Below are 23,473 nucleotides of genomic sequence, written 5' to 3'. Positions count from 1 at the left end.
TTTTTAACTGTTGTTTTTAACTATTGCTTTTCACTGCGGCGTGATCTGCGCCACCGCGTCCAGGCTTGCCCGGGCGCGCTGCTCGCCTTCGAGCTCGAAAAGATGGCCTGCCGACATTTCCAGCAGCCGGTCGGCGTGCACGAAGTAACTGTCATCGTGGCTGATGGCAAAAACGGTCGTGCCCATCGCTTTCAGGTGGGGCAACAGCTCGCGATAGAAAAGCCGGCGAAACTGAGGGTCCTGATCCGCCGCCCATTCGTCGAGCAGCAGCACATCGCGCTCCTCGGCAATGGCGAGCAGCAGCGCCAGCCGCTTTTTCTGCCCCTGGGAGAGCTGGATATTGGTGACGCGTGCGCCCGCCCACTCGAGCTTTTGCGTCATCTGCAGCCGCTCGAGCCAGCGTTCTACCAGTACCGGGTCTGACGGCCCGCCGCCTGCGCCCATGAGCTGATCAAACGCGTGAAAATCGGTGAATACGCTCGAAAAGCGCGCGCGAAAGGCGTCCCAATTGTGCGCATCGATGCGCGTATCGTCGATCTGGATGTAGCCGCCTTGCGGGCGGTAGAGCCCGGACAAGAGGCGCGCCAACGTCGACTTGCCGCTGCCGTTGCCGCCGATCAGAAACACCTGTTCGCCGCGGTGAAGGGCCAGGTTCACCGGGCCGACCTTGAATGCGCCCTGCCCGTGTGCGTCGCCCGGGTAGGCGTAGGTTACGTCCACCAGGCGGATGCACTGCCAGTCGCGCAGCGTGTCCTTGACGGCAAAGTCAGCGCGGTACTCGGCGAGTTCCAAGCTTTTGAGCTTGTCGAACGCGACCTGAGCGCTAATCAGTGTCGGCCAGGCGCCGATCGCTTGAATCAGCGGGGTACGCAAGAACAGAAGCGTCAGCGCGAAGGTGGCCGCTGCCGCCGGGCCCGCCCAGCCGAGCACGTTGGCCATGAAAAACACCACGCCGATGGCGCCGAGCATCATGATGTTCGACCAGTTGCCGGCGCTCAGGTGATAGGTATCGGCGCGAATGATGTGATAAAGGTAGTTTTTGGCGTTGGTCGTGTAGGTTTCATCAAAAAAGCGCCGGGCGCGGTCGCGGTTGAGGGTGAGCTCCTTGCGCCCTTCGATGGCGGTCTGGTAATCGCGGTACAAGAGATCCTCGCTTTCGCGCACCAAATGAAAGTGACGATACACTTTGGACACCAGCCACCAGCCGACCGCCATGGTCGCTGCCATCCAGAGCACGGTGACCAGCACCATCTCCGGCGAGAGCCACGCCAGATACGCCACGCACGCCACGGTCATCACCACACCCTGCACGAGCTCCGGCAGGCGCACGAAGCCAATGGTGATATTGCGCACGTCGCTCGAAAGGCTTGCCAACAGCGTGGCGTTACCCACCCGCTCGATGCGCTCGATATCGGTATCCAGAATGCGCTTCAATAGCCGGCTGCGCAGGTTATAGACGAAGTAGTGACCCAACAGCGTCAGCGCCAGCTGAGTGGCCAGCGTCACGGCCAGCAGCAGCGTTAGAAGCCCGAGAAACGGCACCAGCACCGACAGCGTACTGTCGGCGACGATCAGGCGCTGATTGATGAACGCGATGACCCCGACACCCAGTCCGGCACTGAAAAGGCTCAGCCCGATGGCGCCTAAAAAGGGCCACCGGTAGTGCGTGAAGACCACCCGCAGCAACTCCATTCTCACCTCCCTCATTGGCTGGACGACGAATTGTGACGCACTCGGGCCCCAAGTCAATAAAAGTGAGTGATTTTCATTTACACCAACGCTCGAACGCTTGCGCCAATACCCCTGGTCCTGGTCGCCATAAAAAAGGGACCGGCCGCTTACGTGCCGATCCCTCATGGTTACTTCTTTACCGCGAATTCGTCAGTCGAAAAGACTCATCCGCTTGACGACGTTGTCGCGCTTGATCCGCCAGTGAAAGAGCGCCCCGCCCACGTGGAGCACGATCAGCACCAGAATCGTCCAGCCCAGCACTTCGTGCCAGCCAAAAAGCGTTCGGGAAAGTGCCGCATTCTCGCTCAAAAAGCCCGGCAGGTGCCAGACGAAGAACTCGACCGGATAGCCGCCGGTGGCGGTGGCCGCCCAGCCGATCAGCGGCATCAGCACCAGCGCGATATACAAAAGATGGTGCACGCTTTTACTCACCACCCGCTCGAAGGCGTTCAAGGGCGGGTCGTGATCCGGCACCACGAAAGCCGCCCGGGTGATGATTCGAAGCGTCATCAGCAGCAGGATCGTCACGCCCAGCGTCTTGTGGCCGGTGTACATCACGTTGGTCAAGGTGGTGCCCAACGCGTCGGCGGTGCGCTCGAACCCCCAGGTACCCAGGGTCAGCCCCGTGGCCAGCGACACGAGTACCGCCGCAGCGACCAGCCAGTGCAGCACTCGGTGAGGATAAATGTAGTGGTCCAGCTCATGCATCGGTGGCTCCTGACGCCCAGGTTCTGTCTGAAAAATGCGTGTGGGTAAAACTGCCTTTAACCTTATAACGCTTCGCCAATTGCCGCTAGCTGTTCGCGAATTAACTCGCCCAGCCGCTTGGCGGGCTCCGTTGGCCGATGCGGCGCCCGGTGCAGCGCCAGCTCGATCATCGGTAGCGCAGGCAATCCGCTGGCCTCGTCCAGCGGGCGCAGCGACGGCGTGAGCATACTGCGCGTGATGACCACCACGGCAAGCCCGGCGGTGACGATCGGCGCAAGCCCGGCCATCGACTGGCTGGTGTAGGCCACGCGCCAGTCGCGCCCGGCGGCCTGCAGCGCCTGCTCCGCCACTTCGCGAAACACGTCGGCGCCTGGCGAGTAGAGCGCCAGCGGAATCGGGTCGCTTAGAAGCGGCTGCTGGTTCATGCCCACCGCCCATAACAGCGGCTCGCGCCGAATCACTTCCCCGCCTGGCGAGTTGCGCTGGCGCGTGACCAGCGCCAGATCGATATCGGCGTTCTTCACCTGCTCGACCAGATGCGCGCTGGTGCCGCAAATCACCGTCAGGCCGACCGCCGGGTAGAGCTGATGAAAGTAAGCGAACACCGACGGTAAAAGCGACGCGTAGTCCTCGGGGATCCCCAGAGTCAAATCGCCGGTCACCTGGCGCGCCTTCATGTCGCTGAAGGCTTCGTCGTTTTGCGCCAGCAGTCGACGGGCGTGGGCCAGAAGGCGCTCGCCTTCCGGGGTGAAGCGAAGCCGTCGACCTTCGCGCTCGTGCAGCGTGAGATCCAGCTGCGCCTCCAACCGGTTGAGCTGCATGCTCACCGTGGATTGGGTATAGGAGAGCCGCTTGGCGGCGGCAGTTACGCTTCCAGTATCGGCGATGGCGACCAGCGTACGCAAAAGCGAGAGGTCGAAAATCGGTGCGCGCATATATCACCGTTGTTGATAGGTATCATCATTAAAGATCGATATTGTGATATGTCACGAGCGATTATGCTGACCTCCACTTAAAGAAAGCAAGGTTTGTCTATCCGCATCGATCGTTAGTGAAGGAGCCATCATGTATCGCGTTCATCTCCCTACCCTGCCCGCTCGCGGCTACAGCATCGTAGCCGCCTCGATCGCGGTGGCGCTCTGGAGCGTCGCTCCGCTGTTGGCGGGCATGGCTCAGACCTCGTCGCCGCTGCAGCTGACCGCGCTGACGCTGCTGGCAGGCGCTTTGGCAACGCTGCCGCTGAGCCGCAAAACGGGAGTGAACACGATGCGCCCACTCTGGGCGATGAGCGTCTGGCTGGGGGTGCCGCTTTTGATTACCGGCGCGGTCAGCAGCTACTTCATCGGCATGCGCCTGGCGCCGGCCGCCGACGCGGCACTGATCACCTACACCTGGCCGGTACTGTTCGTACTGTTGAGCCAGTACAGCCGCCACAAGCGGCTGCGCCTTGAAGGCGTGATCGGCGCGCTGATCGCGTTTTTCGGCGCCTCGCTCTTGATGCTGCCTCAGGCACTTTCCGGTGGCTTCAACGGCGAGCTCACCGGCTACGCCATCGCGCTGCTTTCGGCCTGCTGCTGGGCGCTCTACTCCTGGTTTGGTCAAAGCGCGCCGGTGGCGCTAACGCCGCTTCTGCCGCGCCTGCTGTTGATCGCCTGCGCGTTAGCCACGGGCGCGAGCCTGGTGCTCGAAAACGACCTGACGATGCCGCAAAGCGACGCGCTGCTGGCGGGTATTGCGCTGGGGTTGGGGCCTTACGGCATCGCCATGGTGGCCTGGGACAAGGCGCTGCGCCTGGGCCATTCGAGCCTGGTGGGAAGCCTTGCTTACGGCGTGCCGATTCTCGCCGCTCTGCTGCTGGTGCTGGCCGGCATGAGCGTGCTCGACTGGCGCCTGCCCATGGCGGCCATACTGGTCGTGGCGGGCTGCTTGAAGGCGGGGCGCTAGTACTACTCTCTAGTACTACTGCCTAGTACTACCGTCTAGTACTACTGTGTCAAAAACAGCGGCAGGCAGCGCCGTCGTGCGACGGCACTGCCGGTTACACGTCAAGCAACGCGGTTACTGGTCGAGATAGCGCGGTTTGGCGATACCGCGCAGTGCCTTCAGAGGAATCTCGAGCTCTGGCTGACCCACGGCGTAAGGGCCGATGTCGTAGACGTTGAATTTCACCACCCAGCGGTCCTCGAGCGGGGCGACGTTACGGGACTGGCTTAGCGGCCAGTTGGCCGCGAACGCGGCGTCCTGCTCGATCTCGTCGAGCCAGCGCTGATGCGCCTCGGTGACCAGCCGCTCGAAAGCGGCCTCGCGACCCTCGATCAGCATGTCGCCAAGCCCGACGGTTTCCCCTGAGCGCTCGTCGATCACCATGAACTCGGTGGCGGGCAGACCGTGCGCCTGGCCGCTAAAGTAGACGTAGCTATTGAGTTCCAGCGTCAACAGATCGTTATGATGGCCATACTCGTCGGCCTCCAACAGCGCTTCACTCGCCCCGCTTTCGGCAACGGAGGCGCCTTGACGCTCGACCTGATCGAAAAAGGCGTTAGCGTAGCCCGCCCAGGTCGTTTGGGCACTCGGCGCCCTGGCGCTTTCGCTTTCAAGCGGGGCCAACGCGATCAGCCGGCGGCGAAGCTCGCGCGAGAGCGTCTCGGATTTTGGAAACTCGAGTGCGGAGACCCGCAAGTGGGGGCACTGATCGAGCGCGCAGTCGGGGGCAACGAACTGCTTCTCCTGCGCCAGCGTGACGATCGCGTAGGGCTCGACCGGTTGAGACTGATAGCTTTGGCAGCCGCTGAGCAGCAGCGTCGCCGCGGCCAGTGCGCCCACTGTTAAACGTGGCATGATATTTTCCCTTTTGAGTTCCATTCCTTTGGTGTCGCGCCGAATTCGCTCGCTCGCGTGTGATCTTCGCGCGCGCCGACTTCATGCTCGACCCCTTTAAATGTAAACGCCCTTGCCGCACAAAGCGAACAAGGGCGTTTAGCATGATCGGCGGTGCCGCTGGGGTATCAGGCGTCCGGTTCGAGTTCGGTCGGCTCGAGTTCGGCGGTCAGTTCGAACAGACCGCTTTCACTGGCGCTATAGCCACGGGCATGCACGGTATAGGTGCCGGGCAGAAGCGAGGTTTCAAGCCGCGCGTTGGTGCCGGAGCCACCGTCGTCATTGGACTCGGACACACCGTTACCGGTCAATTCGAGATAGGTATCGAAGTGGCTCGAATCCAGCGCGATCGTCACCGCCGAGCTCTGTTCGACCTCGAGCTGGTAGGTCACGTCTTCGCCGCTGTACCAGCCGCTGAGCGTTTCACCGGGCGTCAGCTCACCGCCGTTTTGAAGCTCGGTGCCCTCGGGCAGCTCGTTCTCTTCCACGGCGAGCGTGAACTGGCCGCCGGATGTGGTCTCAAAAGCGGTGCGGGCGACGATGCGGTAGGTGCCCGGTGCGAGGAAGTCCGCCAGGCGCGCATCGTAGCCGTCGCCGCCGTCATCATTTTCCCGGGAGTAGCCGCTGTCGTCGTGCAGCTCCAGAAAGGCATCGACGTTATCAGAGCGCATGTCGATCTGATACATCCCCGCCTCTTCGATCTCGAGGGTGTACTCGAGCGGGGCGTTGTTGTACCAGCCGGTCAGCGACTCGCCCGGTGCGATGGGGCCGTCGTTGCGAAAATCGCCGGCCTGGCCGCTCAGTGCGGCGGACAGCGTAAACATGCCGTTTCCGCTATCGTAGGTTTGCGCCTTGACGGTGTACTCGCCAGGCGCGAGGAAGTCGGTGATCTGGGCGTCGAGGTTGCCGCCGCTGTCGTCGTCCTCACGACGGTAGCCGTCCGGGCCTTCGATGGTCAGGTAGGCGTCGAACTCCTCGGAGCGCATGTCGATCTGGTAAAGCCCCGCTTCCTCGACCGTCAGCGTCACGACTTCTTCATCGGACTGCATCCAGTAATCCGCCGGCTCGTCGACGGCTAACGTGTCGCTGTCGCTGATTTCGACGGTACGCGGGTAGAGCGTGAACGGGCCGTAGCTGCTGGCGTCCATACCGCTGACCACCACCAGGTAATCGCCGCCCTCTTCGATGCGATAGCGAAGCGGGGCACCGCTGTCCAGCATCTGCAGATGGTCGTCGTAAAGCGTGACGGTGCCCTGGAGCGCGCCGTTCAGGCCCAGCTCGACCAGCGTGTCTTCGTCGAGCGCCAGGCGGTAGTAAAGCGAGCGGCTGCCGTCGTTGCCGTTGAGCTCGCCACTGGTGGTGAGCTCACCGCGAAGGCGCTCATCGAGGGTCAGGCTACCGAGCCCTTCGATGGAATCGATCGGGAGTGCCTGCTCGGTCTCTTCGGTATCGGCCTGCCCCGAGAAGCCGGGAACGTCCGGTACCACTTGGGCCACGAGAAAACCGGCGAGCGCGCCGCCCAGAACGCCCACGACGAGCGTTAACGATGAACTATTAGCCATTGAAAAAATTCCGTTGAATGACGTTTAAGGTGCGCTTTAGGGTCGCACATCCATTGTTATATCACACGATTCTTATAAAACGCACCGACGGTTTTGCATCGCCTTGTAACGCGAACAAGTGTTACACAAAAGAAGCACTTAAACGGTACCGATCAATTTAAATTATTTTTGGCGAACTAAATTCGAAACTTGGGGTACATCTTCGCCGATTATCGCAAAGCTTGCCCAATGCAGTTGGGGGCGTTACCATCGCGAAGCCTTTAGGCAAACCCTTTATTTATATGCACACGCTGATTAAAGAATGGCCGATCGAGATCAATAGCTGAGGTACTCCAATGGGAGTTCATGCAAACATCATCAAACAAGGTTTATTCGCGGCTTTATTAACGATGGCGTCCAGCACCGCTTTCGCCCAGGGCATCGACCAGCAAGGCGTAGCTTCCTTCTACAGCGACCGCTTCCAGGGCGCGACGACCGCCAGCGGCGAAGCCTTCGACCAGCAGGCGCTGACCGCCGCCCACCCTAGCCTGCCCTTCGGCAGCAAGGTGCTGGTCACCCGCCCGGATACGGGACAGGAAGTCGAAGTACTGATCAACGACCGCGGCCCCTTCGTCAAGGGCCGAATCATCGATCTTTCCAAGCGCGCGGCGCGCCAGCTCGGCATCGTGCGCCGCGGAACGGCCCCGGTCTTGCTGACGGTGGTCAACTAACCCGCCAACGACGCTTGGGCGTTGTGGACTTAACGGCTAGCGTACTCCCCGATGTACGATACCCCTTGAGCTACGTGCTCCACCTGTTGATTTCCGCCTTGCTCGATGATGAAAAAGCGGCCCCCATGGGCCGCTTTTATCGTTTCGACCACACCGGATATTTATTTATTAGCGATTGGCGAACTTGCCCGGGCGCCTATAGTCTTTAACAGGCTGTCTTTAACACGCCGTCTTTAACAGGACACGGCCGCTTGGCGGTGCCGCGAGACGATTCATCTACGCAGGAGGCTTTGATGCAGTCACGCTACTTTACGCTAACCGATTATCCGGAAGGGCTACCCCGCCGCGAGATTTTCAAACTCGAAACCCAGGAGCTTCCCGAGCTCGGCCCGGGCGAGGTGCGCGTTCGCAACCGCTGGCTTTCGGTCGACCCTTATATGCGCGGGCGGATGAGCGGCGTGCATACCTACGTTCCCCCTTTTGAACTTGGCAAGCCCATGGACGGCGGTGCGATCGGCGAGGTGATCGAATCCAACGACGAGAAATTGAAAGTCGGCGACCGGGTCAGCCACATGGGCGGCTGGCGGGATATTGCCCAAGGGGCCGCTCAGGGCGTTTTCAAGCTGCCGGACCACGACGTGCCGGAGCAGGCTTATCTCGGTATTCTCGGTATGCCGGGCATGACCGCCTGGACCGGGCTTAACCGCATTGCCGAGTGCAAGCCCGGCGACAACGTGCTGGTGAGCGCGGCCAGCGGCGCGGTTGGTTCGCTGGTCGCACAGCTGGCCAAGGCCAAGGGTTGTCACGTGGTGGGCATTGCCGGCGCGGCGCACAAGCTCGCCTGGCTCGAATCGGTGGGCGTGGAGCCGGTCACCTATAAAGAGCGCACCGCCAGTGAGCTGAGCGACGCTATCAAACTGGCAAGCCCGGAAGGCATCGACGTCTATTTCGAAAACGTCGGCGGCATCTGCCTGGAGGCGGCACTTTCCCAGCTCAACGAAGGCGCGCGCATCGCAGTATGCGGCATGATCGACAGCTACAACGCCGAGAAGCCCGCCCCGGGGCCCAGCAATCTTTCGCAGTTGGTGGTGCGCAAGGCGAAGATGCAGGGCTTCATCGTCGCCGACCACTGGTCGAACTACGGCTACTTCCTCAACGAAGTGGCGCCCCAGGTCGCCGCGGGCAAGTTCGATTACAAGGAGACCGTGGAAGAGGGCCTTGAGCGCACGCCGGATGCCTTCCTCGCGCTGTTCGAAGGCGCCAATACCGGCAAGATGCTGGTCAAGCTCGACGGCTAACCGCTAGCCGCGCCAGCAGCGCCTTTTCAGCACCCAACAGGCCGTCGCGTACTCGCGGCGGCCTTTTTTCGTGAAAATCGGCAAACCCGTTCGACCAATATCCTATTGACGATTAAAATGTTCACCATAGAGCGTGCGCTAACCCATTGCCCTTTCGGGCCGCTTAATGAAGCGTCTTATCGCCCCCCGGCCGATGGGTTAGCGCATCAAGCGGGCGAGGACTCTCACGAGTCGCTTGCCCATCATGCGTGGTAACAGGGATATGGTATGAACGAACACAAACGCGCCCGCGCCGCCTGGCCGGCCGTGATTCTCGGGGTCGTGCTCGGCCTTGCGGGGCTGGCGCTGGCCGTGGGCGGCGGCCAACTAGTGAGCCTGGGCGGCAGCGCCTACTATCTGATCGCCGGTATCGCCGTGCTGGCCACGGGCATTCTGCTCGCGCTACGCAAGGGCGCGGCACTTTGGCTGTACGCCGCCACGCTGCTGGCGACCCTCGTCTGGGCGCTGTGGGAAGTGGGTCTGGACTGGTGGCAACTGGTGCCGCGGGTGGCCATCCCGTGTCTGATCGCCATCGTCATGCTGCTGCCCTGGTGGCGCAAGCCGCTTGATTCACGCGGCGGGAGCCTGGCGCTAGGGCTTGGCGTGATTGCCTCTATCGCGGTCGCGATTGCCAGCCAGTTCACCGCCCCGGGCGTGGTCGAAGGCTCGCTTGCCGATAACCGCGCCAACGCCGAGGTCAACCCCGCCCAGGTCGCCGGTGACGACTGGGCCGCTTACGGCGGCACCAACGCCGGCACCCACTACTCGTCGCTCGATCAGATCACGCTCGACAACATCGGTGAGCTCGAGGAAGCCTGGCGCATCCAGACCGGCGATGAGCCCGGCCCCAACGCGCCGCCGGAGATTACCAATCAGAACACGCCGCTGAAAGTCAACGACCACCTTTATATCTGCACCTCGCACAGCCGCGCCATGGCGCTGTCGCCGGAAACCGGCGAGACGATTTGGGAGTTCGATCCCGAGATCAGCACCCAGGGCGCCGACGACTTCTCCGGCTGGGCGCACATGACCTGCCGCGGGCTCGCCTACTTCGATGCGGCCAACTATTCCGACAACGACGCTGAGGCTGATAACGACGCCAACAGCGAATCGGATAACGCGACGACCAGCGATGTCACCAACGGCGAGAATGCCACGCCTTCACTGCTGTTCGCCGAGCGCGACGCCTTCGCTATCGACGTGGCGATCCTCGAGCGGCTGAGCGCCCCAACGGCCACAGAAGACAGCGCCGTGCCGATGCTGAGCCAAACCGACGTGATGTGCCCGCGTAGGCTCTATCTGCCCACGGCGGACGCCCGCCTGATCGCGCTCAACGCCGACACCGGCGAGCCCTGCGAAGGTTTTGGCGAAAACGGCGAAGTGGATCTGACGCAAAACATCGGCAGCTTCGACCCGGGCGGCTACTACTCCACCTCGCCACCCACCGTCACCGAAAACCTGGTGATTCTGGGCGGCCACGTGACCGACAACAGCTCGGTCGATGAGCCCTCCGGCGTAATTCGCGCGTTCGACGTGCGCACCGGGGAGCTTGTGTGGAACTGGGACAGCGGCAATCCGGACGACACCGCCCCCATCGCCGACGATGAAACCTACACCCGTAACTCGCCCAACGTCTGGGCGCCGATCAGCGTCGACGAGGAGCTCGGGCTCGTCTACCTGCCCATGGGTAACGCCACGCCGGATCAGTTTGGCGGTAACCGCAGCGAAAACGACGAAACCCATAGCGCAGGGCTCGTAGCGCTTGCGCTCGACACCGGCCAGGTCGCCTGGGTCTACCAGTTCGTTCACCACGATTTATGGGATATGGACACGCCCGCCCAGCCGGTGCTGATCGACCTGAACACCGCTGATGGCGTTCAGCCGGCGGTGATCCAGCCCACCAAGCAGGGCAGTCTCTACGTATTGAACCGGGAAACCGGCGAGGCGATCGTGCCGATCGAAGAAGTGCCCGCCCCCCAGGGCGCGGTCGAGGGTGACCGGACCGCTAACACCCAGCCTCGTTCGGCATTGAACCTATTGCCAGCGCCGCTCACCGAGCGCGACATGTGGGGTGCCTCGCCGTTCGATCAGATGATGTGTCGCATCCAGTTCAACTCGCTGCGCTACGAAGGCCAGTACACGCCGCCGTCGCTCGAGGGCAGCATCATCTACCCGGGTAACGTCGGCGTCATGAACTGGGGCGGCGTTGCCGTCGATCCCGAGCGTCAGACGCTGTTCACCGGCGCCAAGTATCTGGCGTTCGTGTCCACGCTGGTCCCGCGTGAGGAGGTCGAAGGCGAACAGGGCTCGGCCAGCGAACAGGGGCTGCAAGCCAACGCCGGCGCGCCTTACGCCGTCGAGCTCGGCCCGCTGCTGTCGATCTTCAACCTGCCCTGCCAGGCGCCCTCCTGGGGCGACGTGGCCGGTATCGACCTGCAAAACGCCGAGGTCGTCTGGAAGCACCCCAACGGCACCACCCGCGACAGCATGCCGCTGGGCCTGCCGATTGGCCTGCCGGTCGGCGTTCCGGCGCTGGGCGGCCCGCTCACCACGGCGGGCGGCGTCACCTTCATGAGCGGCACGCTGGATCAGTACCTGCGCGGCTACAACCATGAAACCGGTGAAGAGATCTTCAAGGCGCGCCTGCCCGCCGGCGGCCAGGCCACACCGATGACCTATACCGGCGCCGACGGCCGCCAGTATGTGGTGGTCAGCGCCGGCGGTCACGGCACCTTCGGCACAAAAATGGGCGACTACGTGATCGGCTACGCGCTGCCACAGTAATCCCGCCGCTGGCCGGGTGCGTCATCCAGCCTTCAACGCAAAACGGGCAGCCCAAGGGCTGCCCGTTTTGCGTGTAACGCGCATTTAGCGGTTTAGAACGTAAGCTCCACACCGCCGTAGACGCTGCGCCCCGGCGCCGGCTCATAGTAGCGCCCGAAGGTGCCGTTCAAGCGCACGTTGGAATAGTGCTCCCGGTCGAAGACGTTGCGCAGGCCAACAAACGCATTGAGCCTTGATCGCTCGTCGAGCTGCCAGCCGTCGCCGACGCGCAGGTTCACCAGCCAGTAGCTGTCCGCCTCGACCTCATTGGCGTTATCCGCCAGCAGATCGCCGATGTATTCGGTCTCGAGCGTGGCGAAGCGCTCGCCCATGCCTTCCCAGGTGAGCTGGCTGATCCAGGTCTGCTCCGGCAGGCCCGGAATGCGGTTGCCGTCGAAGTTCGCCGTAGGCGTGGCGAACTCATCGAAGGTATAACGCGCGAGCGTCAGGGCGCTGTCGAGACGCCACTGATCCAAAAACTGCCAGCCAAGCGCGAGCTCCATGCCGTCGCGGTCGGTATTGCCAGCGTTCTGGTAGAAGGTACGCCCGCCCTCATCGAAAGGCACCAGCTCATCACGCACGCGCACTGAAAAGAGCGCCAGATCGTAGTCGAGCGCAAGCGGCGCCACGTAGCCGCGAAGCCCCACCTCGCGATTCCAGGATTTCTGCGGCTCCACACTGGGGTTGAAGCCGCCGCCGGCCGGGTTGGCGAACTCGGCAAACGTCGGCGTTTCAAAAGCCGTGCCGGTATTGAGATAGACCTGATGCTGCGGGCGGTAGCGATAGCTGAGCCCCGCCGAGCCGCTCCACTCGTTGAAGGTCTGATCGCCGCTTTGATCGCCGTCGTCAAGGTAGCGGTCGTCGACCTCGAGCTCGACGCGATCGAAGCGCGCGCCCAGCGACAGCGTGAGCCGATCCGTCAGGCCAAGGTCGCCCTGGGCGAACGCGCCGGTGGCCGTCGCGGTCTGCTTTTCGCGGGCCACCTGCTCGCCCACCGCCCCCGCGCCGCTGACGTCGTTGCGAAAGCGATCGTCTTCCTGGCGCGCGACATCCACACCGACGACGTAATCCAGCGGCAGCGTCCCGAGTTCGATGGCGTGGTGGTACTCGGCGCTGCCGCCAATATAGTCGCGCTCATAGCCCAGCCGGCTATCGCCAACGTAGGGCAGCTGCTGCTCGAAATCGCGCCGAGCGTAGAAGCCTTTCACGTAGAGCTCACCGGGGCCCGCGCTCAGATCCTCGTACTGCAGGCCAACCAGCTGCTGGTCGACGTTCTGGTGTGCGTCCAGCGCGACTGAATTGGGCGCGGCCAGGTGGCGGCCCCGGGTGACTTCGCGGGCGTTGAGCGCGCCCGGGTCTTCTGATCGCGGGTTGTCGAGCAGGTTGACGATCGCGGTCAAGGCGCGTTCGCTTCCCAGCTCGCGGCGAAGCTTGGCATTGAGCAGATACTTCTCGGTGGAGCTCTGCTCGCGGTAGCCGTCCACGTTCAAGCCCGAAAGGCTCACGTGGTGAGACCAGTCGCCATTCTGGCCACCATTTTGAAGCGAAAGCTTCTGGTAGCCGTCGCTGCCCGCCTCGACGCGCACGCTGGAACCCGGATCGCTGCGCCCATCGGCGGTGGTGATGTCGATGACCCCGCCGGCGGCGTTGCCATATAGCACCGAGGAGGGCCCGCGAATCACCTCGATGCGCTCGGCGCTGTCCAGGTCGATGGCGTCGAGCGCTGCCTGGCCATCGGGCAGCGTGTAGGGAATGCCGTCGACGCGCACGGTGATGCCGCGCACGCCAAACGGGGCGCGGGCGCCGAAGCCGCGAATGGCGATACGCTGGCCCTGGGCGAAGTTATCGCGGTTTTGCACGAACACCCCGGGCACGCGAACGAGCGACTCGTCCAGGCGCACGCGCTGCTGACCGCGCTGAATCTCGTCCTCACCCAGCGTCGACACCGCCGCCGGGGTAGCGTAGAGCTCGCGGGCGAGCCTTGGAGCGCTGACCTGGACCGGCGCGAGGGTGACCGCTTGCTCGTCGGGGGTCGTCTGGGCCAATACGGGCTGGACGCCCATGGCGCTGGCCAGAAAAAAGGTGGGCGGCAGCAATATTTTCATGGGGCCTCGATGGGTTAATGAGCGCAGTAACGCTTGGGCACAAGGCCCGGCAATAGAGAAAGAAGCGCAGGATAAGGGGTCAGGCTAGAGATGGCGAGCCGTCGGGGCAAACTTAAATAGCCGACGCTATAAACGTTAAACATTCGCACACTGCCTCAAGGGCAACTACACTTTTCGCTAAGCCGAGCGACAGGCCGTTGCTCGTTTATTGAATAAGCATTGGAGGCTTTATGGCCCTGACCGCCACCGACCCGATCAAGATACTTTTCGCCATTTTGCTGCCCCCGCTGGGCGTCTTCATGGAAGTCGGCTTTAAAGGCCATTTCTGGCTCAACATTCTGCTGACGCTGTTTGGCTTCATTCCAGGCATCATTCACGCGCTTTACGTGATCCTGAAGTACTAATCCTGAAGTACTGATCCTCACCCGCCGGTGACGAGATCGAAAAAACGGGGCGCCTTGAGCGCCCCGTTTTTTGTTCGAATTTTCATTCAGGCGTCGCGGCTGCGATCATGAGGCTTCAAGCGTCTCGTCATGAGTCTCCTCCACCACCCCATCGAGCGCCTCGCCTTCGCTGCGCGCGACCAGCGCCGTGCCGGTCAGATCGCCGGTCACGTTGAGTGCGGTTGCGCCCATACCCACCAGTGCGTCGATCGCGGTCAAAAGCCCCACCACTTCGATGGGCAAGCCTACCTGGGTAAAGACGGTGGAAATCATGATGATCCCGGCGCCGGGCACGCCGGCGGTGCCGACGGACACCAACGTGCCGATCAGCACGATCTGCACCATGCTGGCGAAGTCCAGCGGCGCACCGATGACGTTGGCGGCGAACACCGCCGAGATCGCGATGCGAATGGCGGCGCCATCCATGTTCATGGTCGCGCCCAGCGGCAGGCTGAAACCGTAGATGCTTTTCGAAATGCCCAGCCGATGCGCCGCATTCACCGTCAGCGGCAGTGTCCCGGCGCTACTTTGCGTGGCAAACGCCGTGGCCAGAGGCGTTCGTGCCTCGCGAAAGAAAGTGCGAAGGCGCACGCCGAAAAAGCGTAGCGCCACGCAGTAAAGCACCAGCTGCACGGCCAGCGCCACGTAGAGCACCAGCACCATATCGCCCAGCGCCAACAGCGTGCCAAGCCCCTGCTGGCTGACGGTGCCGGCGACGATGGCGAATACGCCGATCGGCACGACGTGAAGCACGCCCGCCATCACTTTGAGCGTCACCTCGTTCAACGCCTGCAGCACTTCGTAAAGGCGCTCGCCCAGCGCGCGCTGGTGCGAGGTCTGGCGCATCTTCAAAAGCGCGATGCCGAACACCAGCGCGGTGAAGATGATGCCCAGCATATTCAGCTCGACGAAGGCGCCGAACAGGTTGCTTGGCACGATGTTCAAAAGCGCCTCGACCACGCCGGGGTTCTCCGGCACCGAGAAGCTCATGCCCTCCTGGGGCGTGGTGTTGCTGCCCGGATCGAACAGCGAGGCCACGGCCAGCCCCACGACGATCGCCAGCGCCGACGAGGCGAGATAATAGAGCAGCACCTTGCCACCGATACGCCCAACGCTGCCTTCCTGGGATTGATTGATGCCCACCATCAGCGTGAAAAGCACGATCGGTACGATCAAAAAGGTCAACAGGCGCAGCAGCAAATCGCCAAGCGGTGAAAGCCACGCGATCAGCGTCTCGCCGCCGAACAGCCCGGTGAGCACCCCCAGCACCAGCGCGATGCTGACGCGCAGAATCAACGAGGTGCGCAGGTAGCCCTGCAGTAACGTTTTCATGATTCTTGCCCCAACTTGCTCAAATGAATACCGCCTCGCGGGCGAACCCGGCTGGGCGGGAGTATAGACGCCCTGGCGCGCTTTAACTCTCACCAGGCGTCACGCACTCTTTCAGTAATGTCTCCAATGCGTCATCCCGGGCCGCGTAATAGACCAGGCGCAGGTGGCGCTCGTCGTCGATGGTCAATGAAATATGCTCGACCTCCACCGCGCCGAGTGGCGCCACGCTAAGCGTGCGCACGCCCAAACAAGGCCCATGGATCTCCTGGTCCGGCCACCAGACGCGAAACTCCTCGTCGACCTGACTGAGCGTCTCGACCAGGGCATTCAGCGCCGGGTCCGCCGGGGCGCGGGCGGCGTCGCGCTTGAAGCTTCCCAGCATCTGCCGCGCCTGGGCCTGCCAGGGGTCGAACAGCGCGCGGATGGCCGGGTCGGTGAACAGCAGCCACAACAGGTTGCGCGCCTCAACCGCGTGGCGAGAGAAGCCAAACAGCGCATCGGCGGCGGAATTGAACGCCAGCACGTCCCAGCGCAGGTTGAGTACGTAGCTTGGGCGGGTCGGCAGATCCGCCATCAGCCGGTGTACCAGCGGCGGCACCTCGCACCAGGTCTTGCCGGGCTCCGACGGAAGCCGCTGGTGGGCCAGCAAAAACAGATGGCGCCGCTCGGTCGCATCGAGCTTGAAGATGCGCGCCAGGCGCTCGAGAAAGTCGCTCGAGGCGCGAATATCGCGGCCCTGCTCGAGCCAGGTGTACCAGGTCACGCCGACGCCGGCAAGGGCGGCCACCTCTTCACGGCGAAGCCCGGGGGTGCGCCGGCGCGAGCCGCTGGGAAGTCCCGCCGCCTCAGGGGCGATACGCTCGCGGCGGCTTTTCAGAAACGCGCCGAGCTCGGGGCGGGTACGCGCAAGCGTTCGTGTTTGGGTCACGCGGATACCTTTTGTAATAGCATAAAGGGTTAAATTGTACCCCTTTAAATCGCGCTTCAATATGGCGGCGTTCATTTTTTCACGCCCGACCGGAGCGCCCATGTCCCTCTCTTCTCGATCATCCTTTTCGTCGTCAGACGCTACCCGTTTTTCGACGCGACTCAGCGTGGCGCTGATCGCGTTAGGCGCGTTTGCCCTGGGGGTGGCGTCCTACGTCACCGCGGGGCTGATACCGCTGATCACTCGGGAGCTCTTTATTCTCAATGCGGCGGCGGCCCAGCTGGTCACGGCCTTCACGCTGGCCTACGCCGTGGGCTCGCCGGTGGTCGTGGCGCTGCTGCCTGGCCGCTGTCAGCGCGAGGGGCTGATCGCTGCGCTGGTGGTGTTCGTGCTGGCCAACGCGCTCTGCGCGATGAGCACCAGCTTCATCGCACTGCTGATCTGGCGGGGTGTCGCCGGGGTGGCAGCAGGCGTGTACCTGGCACTCGGCATTGCGGCAGCGGGAGCCATTTCACGCGAGGGGCGTCGCGGCCAAGCGCTGGCGGTGATCATGGGCGGCATGGCCAGCGGCACGGTGCTGGGGGTGCCCCTGGGCCTGGCGCTGGCCGAGCGCCTCGGCTGGGCGGTGGCCTTCTGGCTCGTAGCAGCCCTGGGGGCCATCGCCACCGCCGGGCTTATCATCAAGCTGCCTCGCCTACCCGCCCCCGCGCCAACGCCCTTGCGGCAAAAGCTCGCCATGTTGAAGCATCCGCCAACGCTTGGCATTCTGAGCGTGTCGCTGCTGGCGGCGATCGCCAGTCTTGGCATGTATACCTTTATCGCGCCGTTCATGGCCGTGCCCGCCTTCGGCGGCGTCTCGTCTATCGCGCTCTATCTATGGGTATGGGGAGTGGGCGGCATCGCAGGCAGCTTTCTGATCGGGCCCTTCGTCGACCGCTACCTCGAGGCGCGCGTCACCCTGGTCATCATGCTAGTGCTGACGATGGCACTGACCGCTCTGCCATTGGCCGCGGCCCAGCACCCGCTAATGGCGCTTTTACCCATCGCCTTGTGGGGCGCCGTGGGATGGGCGCTTCAGGTGCCGCAGAACAATCGGCTCATGCAGGTGCGCGCCCCTCATGGCGATGCGCATTTGGCGGTGGCGCTGAACGAGTCCGCGCTCTATCTCGGCAGCGCCCTGGGAGCCGGTGCCGGCGGGCTGATCCTCGCCGGCGGGCTGTCGCCCTGGCATCTGGCATTGGCAGCGGCCGGCGCTGCCGCGCTGGGTGCTTTTTTGCAACTCATGCTCCTTGCCAGGGCGCACCGGCGCTGAGATCGCCCGCCGCCTGGTGGCTTGCCGACCAGACGTGAAAATAAATGCAAAAAGGCTTTGACGCGTCGCGCCAATCGTGACACTGTGTGGCCAGTGGTTAGCAAGCAGCATGGTTTCAGAAGCGTACGATCTTTTCGGCAGCCTGATATTGTATTCCTTGTTTCACCCGCCACTTCATCTGGGTAATACCAGGAACGTTATAACAGCGCACATTGCGCGAAAGGATTTAGACATGGCAACTGGCACAGTTAAATGGTTCAACGACACTAAAGGTTTCGGTTTCATCGCTCCTTCTGACGGCGGCGACGACCTTTTTGCTCATTTCTCCGAAATTCAAGCTGACGGCTTCAAAACTCTGCAGGAAGGTGCAACTGTATCTTTCGACGTAACCCAGGGTAAAAAAGGCCTTCAGGCTTCTAACATCAAGCAGACTTCTTAATCTTTTAGATTAGACTGTTTGAGCGGGCTCTAGCCCGCACTAAAAGGCCCGCTCATGCGGGCCTTTTTGCGTTTGGGCGCTTCCCTCCAGCGCCCGTTATCACGCCCTGACCCACCGCTTGATCACCACGTCGATCGTCAGCGTCAGCGTCTCGAGCGCCTGCGCCCTCTCCCGCCCTTCACTGCTGGCCCGGTAAAGATGCGGGGTCATCGCCAAGAGATCGGCAATCTCCTCGGCGCTTTCCAGCGTAAAGCGGTCGCTGACACGGCGCGTGCTAGCGTGCTCGAATCCAGCGGGCGTCGGGGCATCATCTGCGCGCGGCGCCTTGAGGCGGGGATAAATGATTTCGCGCAGCTCGCGCAGATGCTCGGGCCCGGCCTCGACCTGTAGCCAGACGCCGCCGGGCTTCAGCACGCGTTCGAACTCGCTCGCCACCGGAAAGCCGAACATGCACAAAAGCCGGTCGAGGGTTTGGCTCTGCACCGGCAGGCTGGCGTTGCTACCGACCGCCCAGCGAATGTCCAGCACCGGCGACGGCGGGCGGCTTTGCCGGGCGGCGGCGAGCACTGCCCACTTCGAAATATCCAACCCCATCAGCGAAAGCGCGACGTCAGACGCCTGCGCCAGACGGCGCAGGTAGTAGCCTTCCCCGCAGCCGGCGTCCAGACACGTCAACGGTTCGTTCTCTGACGCGCCCTCGAGCGCCGCGGCGCTGACCGCGTCGGCGATGACCTGATAGTGGCCGGTTCCCAGAAAGCGCTGGCGCGCCGCCACCATGACCTTGCTGTCGCCGGGGTCGACGGAGCGCTTTTGCTGCACCGGCAAAAGGTTCACGTGGCCCTGTTTGGCGATATCGAAACTGTGCCCCGCCGCGCAGCGCCAGGCGCCGCTGACAAGAGAGAGCGGCTGACCATCGAGCGGGCATGCAAGCGATTGAAACGGAGTCGTCGACATAAAAGTGGCTCTTCATGGAAGGGGATGTGAACCCGGCACGGCGCCGAACTCGAAAACGTGGCCCTGTCGCCCGTCGGGTGAGCCAACCGGGTTAGCCAACCGGGCTTAAACGCAAAAGGGCTAGCGTATCAAAAAGCTGGCCAAAAAGTGGCGCCGTCCTACCAGGCGAGCACGTCATATCGAGTGCGAAAAGCGCGCAATCACTCGAAAAGCTTGCACCCGGGGCGCGCTTAAAAGAAAGTCTAGGCACTTCGAAACGACGAGGCTGACTCTTCATGTGGCACGTGTTAAGCGTCCAGGGCGTTTGGCCCTACCTGATCGCGATCTTTCTCAACGCCTTCATCGATCTGGGCCACAAGGTCGTGATTCAGAACACGCTGTTCAAAAGCGTCGAGGGCAGCGCCCAAATCGCGCTTACGACGCTGTTGAACGCGTTGATTCTGCTGCCATTCATCGTACTCTTCATGCCCGCCGGCTTCGCCGCCAGCGCCTTCGCTCGCGTGCGGGTGTTGCGTGCATTTGGCTGGCTGGCGCTAGGCATCTCGCTTGCAATCACCGCGGCCTACTACGCCGGGCTTTTCTGGCTGGCGTTGGCGCTCACGCTCTTGCTGGCGATTCAGTCGACGTTTTACTCGGCGGCGAAGTACGCGCTGATCAAGGGCCTGTTTGGCAAGCAGCGCCTGGCCGAGGCCAACGGCCTGGTGCAGGCCATCACCATTGCGGCGATTCTGGGCGCCACCCTGGTGTTCACCGCGCTGTTCGAACAGCAAATCGGCGCAAGCGTCGCAACGCCAGGCCAAGTACTGGCCGTCGTCGCACCGCTTGGCTGGCTACTGGTAGCGGGCAGTTTGCTGCAGGTCGTGGCGCTTTATCGCCTGTCGCCGGATCAACCGGTGCAGCCGTCCGGGCGGCGCCAGTACAAGCGCACACTGAGCGCTCGCTCGATGCGCCAAAGCCTTCACCGCGTAGCGCGCCAGCCGGTGCTGCGTCTTTGCATCATCGGGCTTGCCACGTTCTGGTCCGTCGGCCAGGTGCTGCTGGCCACCTTCCCCGCCTACGCCAAGGGAGCGCTGGGCGTCGAGAGCACGCTGGTTTTGCAGGGCATTCTCGCCGCCAGCGGTTTGGGCATCGCGCTGGGCTCGACGCTTGCCAGCCACTTTTCGAAAAACCGCCTCGAAACCGGGCTGATTCCGATCGGCGCGCTCGGCATGGCGCTGGGGCTTATGTGTTTGCCGTTCATCACCTCTGCCTGGGTCCAGGCGCTCAACTTCGTTTTCCTGGGCACCATGGGCGGGCTCTTCATCGTGGTGCTCAACGCGCTGATCCAGTTTCACGCCGAGGAGCGCGAGCTTGGTTACGTGCTGGCGGTGAGTAACGCGTTCCAGCACCTGACCATGCTCGGCTTTTTGATCGTCACTGCGCTGATGGTGATGGCCGGACTCGATAGCCGCTACCTGCTGGTGCTGATCGCCGCCGTGGCGCTGCTGGGCGGCGCCTACACCCTGGTGAAACTCCCCCAGAGTCTGGTGCGCTTCGTGCTGAGCTTTCTGCTCACCCGCCACTACCGGGTCTCGGTTCAGGGTCTGGAGCACCTGCCCTCCCGCGGCGGGGTGCTGCTGCTCGGTAATCACATCAGCTGGATCGACTGGGCGATGGTGCAGATCGCCTGCCCCCGGCCGGTGCGCTTTGTGATGCTCAAAAGCGTCTATGAGCGTTGGTACCTGCGCGGCTTTTTGAAAGCGCTGGGCTGCATTCCGATCGAGCGTGGCGAAAACGCCGAGAAGGCGCTGGAGGCGGTGGCGGCCCAGCTCAACGCCGGTGAGGTGGTGTGCCTGTTTCCCGAAGGCGCGATCAGCCGCACCGGCCAGCTCGGCGCGTTTCGCCGCGGCTACCAGCGCGCCTGTGAAAAGGCCAACCCGGACGTGGTCATCGTGCCGTTTTATCTGCGCGGGCTGTGGGGTAGCCAGTTCTCGCGCTCCTCCGAGCGGCTCAAGACCCTACGCCAGGCGCCGCTTCATCGCGCGGTCGTGGTCGCCTTTGGCGAGGCGCTGCCCAAAAACACCCCGGCGGACGTACTCAAGCGGCGCATTTTCGATCAGGCGACCCGCTCCTGGCATCACGCCCTTGAGAATCTCGATACCCTGAGCGACGCCTGGATCAAAAGCGTCAAACGCCGCCCGAAGGAGTCGGCGCTGATCGATACCGCCCGCCGCTCGCTCAGCGCCCGCCAGGCGCTGGGCGAAAGCGTCATGCTCGCCCGCCGGCTTGCTCCACTCAGCCCCCAGGCGCCGCTGGGGCTGCTGCTGCCCTTGAGTATCGACGGCGTGCTGACCACGATGGCTGCGCTCACGGCGAACAAGACGCCGGTGCACCTCGACCCCGAGGCCACTGACGTTTTCAAGGCGGTGCTCGCTCGCGCCCATATCACCACGATCGTCACCTCGCGCGCGTATATTACGCGCCTTGAACGCCGCGGGGTGGACGTCAACGCTTTACTTGCCGACCGGCAGGTGGTGTATCTGGAGGACCTGGTACCCGGGCGAGGCGAGCGCATCAAAACCGCGCTGGCGATCAGGTGCCTGCCGGCCTGGGTGCTGATCGGCCTTTACAGCCGGGCACGCCGGCCAGGCGCCACGGCGGCCATCGTGTTTACCGGCGACACGCCCGAGCGACTCAAGGGCGTCAAGCTTAGCCACCGTAACCTGATGGCCAACGTCAAGCAGCTCTCGGATGCGCTCAACACCGAGCACGGCGACGCCATCATGGCAAGCCTTTCGCCGTTCAACGCCTATGGACTGACCGCGACCCAGCTTTTACCGCTGATCGAAGGGCTACCGCTTGTGTGCCACGAGGAGCCCAACGACAGCGTCGGTGTTGCCCGGGCGCTCGCCCGCTACCGGGTCAGCGTGCTGTGCACCAACGCCTCTTTTTTGCGCCGGCTGACGCAAAGCGACGACGTGCATCCGCTCATGCTGGAAAGCCTTCGCGTGGTGGTGGCCGGCGGCGAGCCGGTGGACGGCGAGCTCAGGGACGCCTTCGAGCGCAAGTTCCGCAAGCTGATCCTCGAAGGCTACGGCGTGACCGAAGCCGCCCCGGTCGCCACGGTCAACCTGCCGGACGCGCTCGACGTCAACTACCTGCAGGTGCAGCGCGGCGCCCGGATGGGAAGCGTCGGCATGCCGCTGCCCGGCACCAGCATCAAGATCGTCGACGTCGATAACTTTCAAGAAAGGCCCACCGACGCCGTCGGCCGAATACTGATCAGCGGGCCTCAGGTGATGCAGGGCTACCTCAACGATGAGGCGAGCACGGCCAAAGCGCTCAAGGAGATCGACGGCGACATCTGGCTTGTCACCGACGACGACGGCTACCTGGATGCAGACGGCTTTTTGACGCTGGTGTCATCGGCGACTTCGAGATAGCCGCGCGGCTCGCCTGCGCGAATTTTCTTCACGCCATGCGCGGACTTTTCCCGATGGATTAGCGCATCGCGATGATCTAAATTACGCGCATTCCGATGACGCACCTCCCGGGGGCGTAGCCCCCATATCCTCGATCTACAAGGAGAGTTCGAATGACCAATCCCGCCATTGATGTTTTCGAAAATCGTCGCAGCCAGTACGCGATCGGCAAGGAGATCCCGCTGAGTCAGGATGAAACGTCCGAGCTGATTCAAAAGGCGGTGAAGCTGGCGCCGTCGTCGTTCAACTCGCAAAGCTCGCGCGCAGTCATTCTGTTCGACGAGGCGCACGGCCGGTTCTGGCAGATCGTCATGGATACGCTGCGTGAAATGGTGCCGCCGGAGTCCTTTGACTCGACCGAGAAGAAAGTGAACGGCTTCGCCGCTGGCGCCGGCACGGTGCTCTTTTTCGAAGAGCAGGATGTGATCAAGAATCTGCAGGAGAAATTCCCGCTCTATGCCGACAACTTCCCGGTCTGGTCGGAGCACTCCACCGGCATCGCCCAGTTCGCGGTGTGGACGGCGCTGGCGGAGGCCAACATCGGCGCGAGCCTGCAGCACTACAACCCGATCATCGACGAAGCGGTGGCTAAGGAGTGGAACCTGCCGCCCACCTGGAAGCTTCGCGCGCAGATGCCGTTTGGTTCTCACGAAGGCGAATTTGGTGAGAAAACCTTCATGGACGATAACGAGCGTTTTCGCGTTTTCGCCTAGGCTCTGTCTAAAAAAGTGCCTGCGCTCGCCTACTTTTC

At 62.9% G+C, this 23,473-nt stretch carries 18 protein-coding genes; 9 read left to right on the top strand and 9 right to left on the bottom strand.

Annotated elements, in window-relative coordinates:
- Window positions 1-30 precede the first annotated feature (30 nt).
- The 3 genes from OCT39_RS03945 to OCT39_RS03935 form a co-directional block, all read right to left on the bottom strand.
- A complete protein-coding gene (locus OCT39_RS03945) occupies window positions 31-1,692 on the bottom strand; it encodes a multidrug ABC transporter permease/ATP-binding protein (protein ID WP_263586394.1) in 1,662 nt (553 codons plus the stop codon).
- Between the two features lie 189 nt (window positions 1,693-1,881).
- Window positions 1,882-2,439, bottom strand: a complete 558-nt coding sequence (locus tag OCT39_RS03940; protein WP_263586393.1) for a cytochrome b — start codon at window positions 2,437-2,439, stop codon at window positions 1,882-1,884.
- 62 nt (window positions 2,440-2,501) lie between these two features.
- A complete protein-coding gene (locus OCT39_RS03935; RefSeq protein WP_263586392.1) occupies window positions 2,502-3,374 on the bottom strand; it encodes a LysR substrate-binding domain-containing protein in 873 nt (290 codons plus the stop codon).
- A 130-nt stretch (window positions 3,375-3,504) separates the two neighbouring features.
- On the opposite strand from OCT39_RS03935, the gene OCT39_RS03930 reads away from it, so the two are divergent.
- Entirely contained in the window at window positions 3,505-4,383 is an 879-nt protein-coding gene (locus tag OCT39_RS03930; RefSeq protein ID WP_263586391.1) for a DMT family transporter, read from the top strand.
- A gap of 114 nt (window positions 4,384-4,497) precedes the next feature.
- Here the strand turns inward: OCT39_RS03930 and OCT39_RS03925 are convergent, their stop codons facing one another.
- Complete coding sequence (locus tag OCT39_RS03925) at window positions 4,498-5,277, bottom strand: RsiV family protein (protein ID WP_263586390.1); 780 nt, start codon at window positions 5,275-5,277, stop codon at window positions 4,498-4,500.
- A gap of 167 nt (window positions 5,278-5,444) precedes the next feature.
- Entirely contained in the window at window positions 5,445-6,878 is a 1,434-nt protein-coding gene (locus OCT39_RS03920) for a hypothetical protein (RefSeq protein ID WP_263586389.1), read from the bottom strand.
- Window positions 6,879-7,267: 389 nt separating this feature from the next.
- Here OCT39_RS03920 and OCT39_RS03915 point away from each other — a divergent pair, with 389 nt between their 5' ends.
- From OCT39_RS03915 to OCT39_RS03905, 3 genes are all read left to right on the top strand, one after another.
- Window positions 7,268-7,588: a septal ring lytic transglycosylase RlpA family protein gene (locus tag OCT39_RS03915; protein WP_263586388.1), complete on the top strand. Its 321-nt coding sequence runs from the start codon at window positions 7,268-7,270 to the stop codon at window positions 7,586-7,588.
- 293 nt (window positions 7,589-7,881) lie between these two features.
- Window positions 7,882-8,886 carry an NADP-dependent oxidoreductase gene (locus tag OCT39_RS03910; RefSeq protein ID WP_263586387.1) on the top strand — a complete coding sequence of 335 codons (1,005 nt, stop codon included), beginning with the start codon at window positions 7,882-7,884 and terminating at the stop codon, window positions 8,884-8,886.
- A 267-nt stretch (window positions 8,887-9,153) separates the two neighbouring features.
- On the top strand, window positions 9,154-11,709 hold the full coding sequence (locus OCT39_RS03905; RefSeq protein ID WP_263586386.1) for a glucose/quinate/shikimate family membrane-bound PQQ-dependent dehydrogenase: 2,556 nt from the start codon (window positions 9,154-9,156) through the stop codon (window positions 11,707-11,709).
- A 92-nt stretch (window positions 11,710-11,801) separates the two neighbouring features.
- On the opposite strand, the gene OCT39_RS03900 is transcribed toward OCT39_RS03905, so the two are convergent.
- Window positions 11,802-13,853: a TonB-dependent receptor family protein gene (locus tag OCT39_RS03900; RefSeq protein ID WP_263586385.1), complete on the bottom strand. Its 2,052-nt coding sequence runs from the start codon at window positions 13,851-13,853 to the stop codon at window positions 11,802-11,804.
- 230 nt (window positions 13,854-14,083) lie between these two features.
- Here OCT39_RS03900 and OCT39_RS03895 point away from each other — a divergent pair, with 230 nt between their 5' ends.
- A complete protein-coding gene (locus OCT39_RS03895) occupies window positions 14,084-14,257 on the top strand; it encodes a YqaE/Pmp3 family membrane protein (RefSeq protein WP_263586384.1) in 174 nt (57 codons plus the stop codon).
- 105 nt (window positions 14,258-14,362) lie between these two features.
- Here the strand turns inward: OCT39_RS03895 and OCT39_RS03890 are convergent, their stop codons facing one another.
- Together OCT39_RS03890 and OCT39_RS03885 are read right to left on the bottom strand one after the other, a co-directional pair.
- Window positions 14,363-15,628: a dicarboxylate/amino acid:cation symporter gene (locus OCT39_RS03890; RefSeq protein ID WP_263586383.1), complete on the bottom strand. Its 1,266-nt coding sequence runs from the start codon at window positions 15,626-15,628 to the stop codon at window positions 14,363-14,365.
- 82 nt (window positions 15,629-15,710) lie between these two features.
- Window positions 15,711-16,556 (bottom strand): helix-turn-helix transcriptional regulator, encoded by an 846-nt coding sequence (locus OCT39_RS03885; protein WP_263586382.1) that lies wholly within the window; start codon window positions 16,554-16,556, stop codon window positions 15,711-15,713.
- A 100-nt stretch (window positions 16,557-16,656) separates the two neighbouring features.
- On the opposite strand from OCT39_RS03885, the gene OCT39_RS03880 reads away from it, so the two are divergent.
- Both OCT39_RS03880 and OCT39_RS03875 read left to right on the top strand, forming a co-directional pair.
- Window positions 16,657-17,868 (top strand): MFS transporter, encoded by a 1,212-nt coding sequence (locus OCT39_RS03880; RefSeq protein WP_263586381.1) that lies wholly within the window; start codon window positions 16,657-16,659, stop codon window positions 17,866-17,868.
- Window positions 17,869-18,100: 232 nt separating this feature from the next.
- The gene (locus tag OCT39_RS03875) at window positions 18,101-18,307 is read left to right on the top strand and encodes a cold-shock protein (RefSeq protein WP_252106441.1); all 207 of its coding nucleotides are present in this window, start codon (window positions 18,101-18,103) and stop codon (window positions 18,305-18,307) included.
- Window positions 18,308-18,406: 99 nt separating this feature from the next.
- Here OCT39_RS03875 and OCT39_RS03870 read toward each other — a convergent pair whose 3' ends face one another.
- On the bottom strand, window positions 18,407-19,261 hold the full coding sequence (locus OCT39_RS03870; RefSeq protein ID WP_263586380.1) for a putative RNA methyltransferase: 855 nt from the start codon (window positions 19,259-19,261) through the stop codon (window positions 18,407-18,409).
- A 275-nt stretch (window positions 19,262-19,536) separates the two neighbouring features.
- On the opposite strand from OCT39_RS03870, the gene OCT39_RS03865 reads away from it, so the two are divergent.
- Complete coding sequence (locus tag OCT39_RS03865) at window positions 19,537-22,683, top strand: MFS transporter (protein ID WP_263586379.1); 3,147 nt, start codon at window positions 19,537-19,539, stop codon at window positions 22,681-22,683.
- Window positions 22,684-22,835: 152 nt separating this feature from the next.
- Window positions 22,836-23,435 (top strand): nitroreductase family protein, encoded by a 600-nt coding sequence (locus tag OCT39_RS03860; RefSeq protein WP_263586378.1) that lies wholly within the window; start codon window positions 22,836-22,838, stop codon window positions 23,433-23,435.
- The last annotated feature ends 38 nt before the right edge of the window (window positions 23,436-23,473 follow it).

It is taken from the genome of Halomonas sp. GD1P12 (genome assembly GCF_025725645.1).
Classification (GTDB): Bacteria; Pseudomonadota; Gammaproteobacteria; order Pseudomonadales; family Halomonadaceae; genus Vreelandella.
This window is presented reverse-complemented; position numbering and strand designations above follow the sequence as displayed.

Bases quoted from the DNA above. Each gene is read 5' to 3' on its own strand.
- OCT39_RS03895 (WP_263586384.1), top strand. From the start codon at position 14,084: ATGGCCCTGACCGCCACCGACCCGATCAAGATACTTTTCGCCATTTTG.
- OCT39_RS03880 (WP_263586381.1), top strand. From the start codon at position 16,657: ATGTCCCTCTCTTCTCGATCATCCTTTTCGTCGTCAGACGCTACCCGT.
- OCT39_RS03860 (WP_263586378.1), top strand. From the start codon at position 22,836: ATGACCAATCCCGCCATTGATGTTTTCGAAAATCGTCGCAGCCAGTAC.
- OCT39_RS03875 (WP_252106441.1), top strand. From the start codon at position 18,101: ATGGCAACTGGCACAGTTAAATGGTTCAACGACACTAAAGGTTTCGGT.
- OCT39_RS03925 (WP_263586390.1), bottom strand. From the start codon at position 5,277: ATGCCACGTTTAACAGTGGGCGCACTGGCCGCGGCGACGCTGCTGCTC.
- OCT39_RS03910 (WP_263586387.1), top strand. From the start codon at position 7,882: ATGCAGTCACGCTACTTTACGCTAACCGATTATCCGGAAGGGCTACCC.
- OCT39_RS03890 (WP_263586383.1), bottom strand. From the start codon at position 15,628: ATGAAAACGTTACTGCAGGGCTACCTGCGCACCTCGTTGATTCTGCGC.
- OCT39_RS03915 (WP_263586388.1), top strand. From the start codon at position 7,268: ATGGCGTCCAGCACCGCTTTCGCCCAGGGCATCGACCAGCAAGGCGTA.
- OCT39_RS03900 (WP_263586385.1), bottom strand. From the start codon at position 13,853: ATGAAAATATTGCTGCCGCCCACCTTTTTTCTGGCCAGCGCCATGGGC.
- OCT39_RS03865 (WP_263586379.1), top strand. From the start codon at position 19,537: ATGTGGCACGTGTTAAGCGTCCAGGGCGTTTGGCCCTACCTGATCGCG.
- OCT39_RS03870 (WP_263586380.1), bottom strand. From the start codon at position 19,261: ATGTCGACGACTCCGTTTCAATCGCTTGCATGCCCGCTCGATGGTCAG.
- OCT39_RS03945 (WP_263586394.1), bottom strand. From the start codon at position 1,692: ATGGAGTTGCTGCGGGTGGTCTTCACGCACTACCGGTGGCCCTTTTTA.
- OCT39_RS03940 (WP_263586393.1), bottom strand. From the start codon at position 2,439: ATGCATGAGCTGGACCACTACATTTATCCTCACCGAGTGCTGCACTGG.
- OCT39_RS03935 (WP_263586392.1), bottom strand. From the start codon at position 3,374: ATGCGCGCACCGATTTTCGACCTCTCGCTTTTGCGTACGCTGGTCGCC.
- OCT39_RS03930 (WP_263586391.1), top strand. From the start codon at position 3,505: ATGTATCGCGTTCATCTCCCTACCCTGCCCGCTCGCGGCTACAGCATC.
- OCT39_RS03920 (WP_263586389.1), bottom strand. From the start codon at position 6,878: ATGGCTAATAGTTCATCGTTAACGCTCGTCGTGGGCGTTCTGGGCGGC.
- OCT39_RS03905 (WP_263586386.1), top strand. From the start codon at position 9,154: ATGAACGAACACAAACGCGCCCGCGCCGCCTGGCCGGCCGTGATTCTC.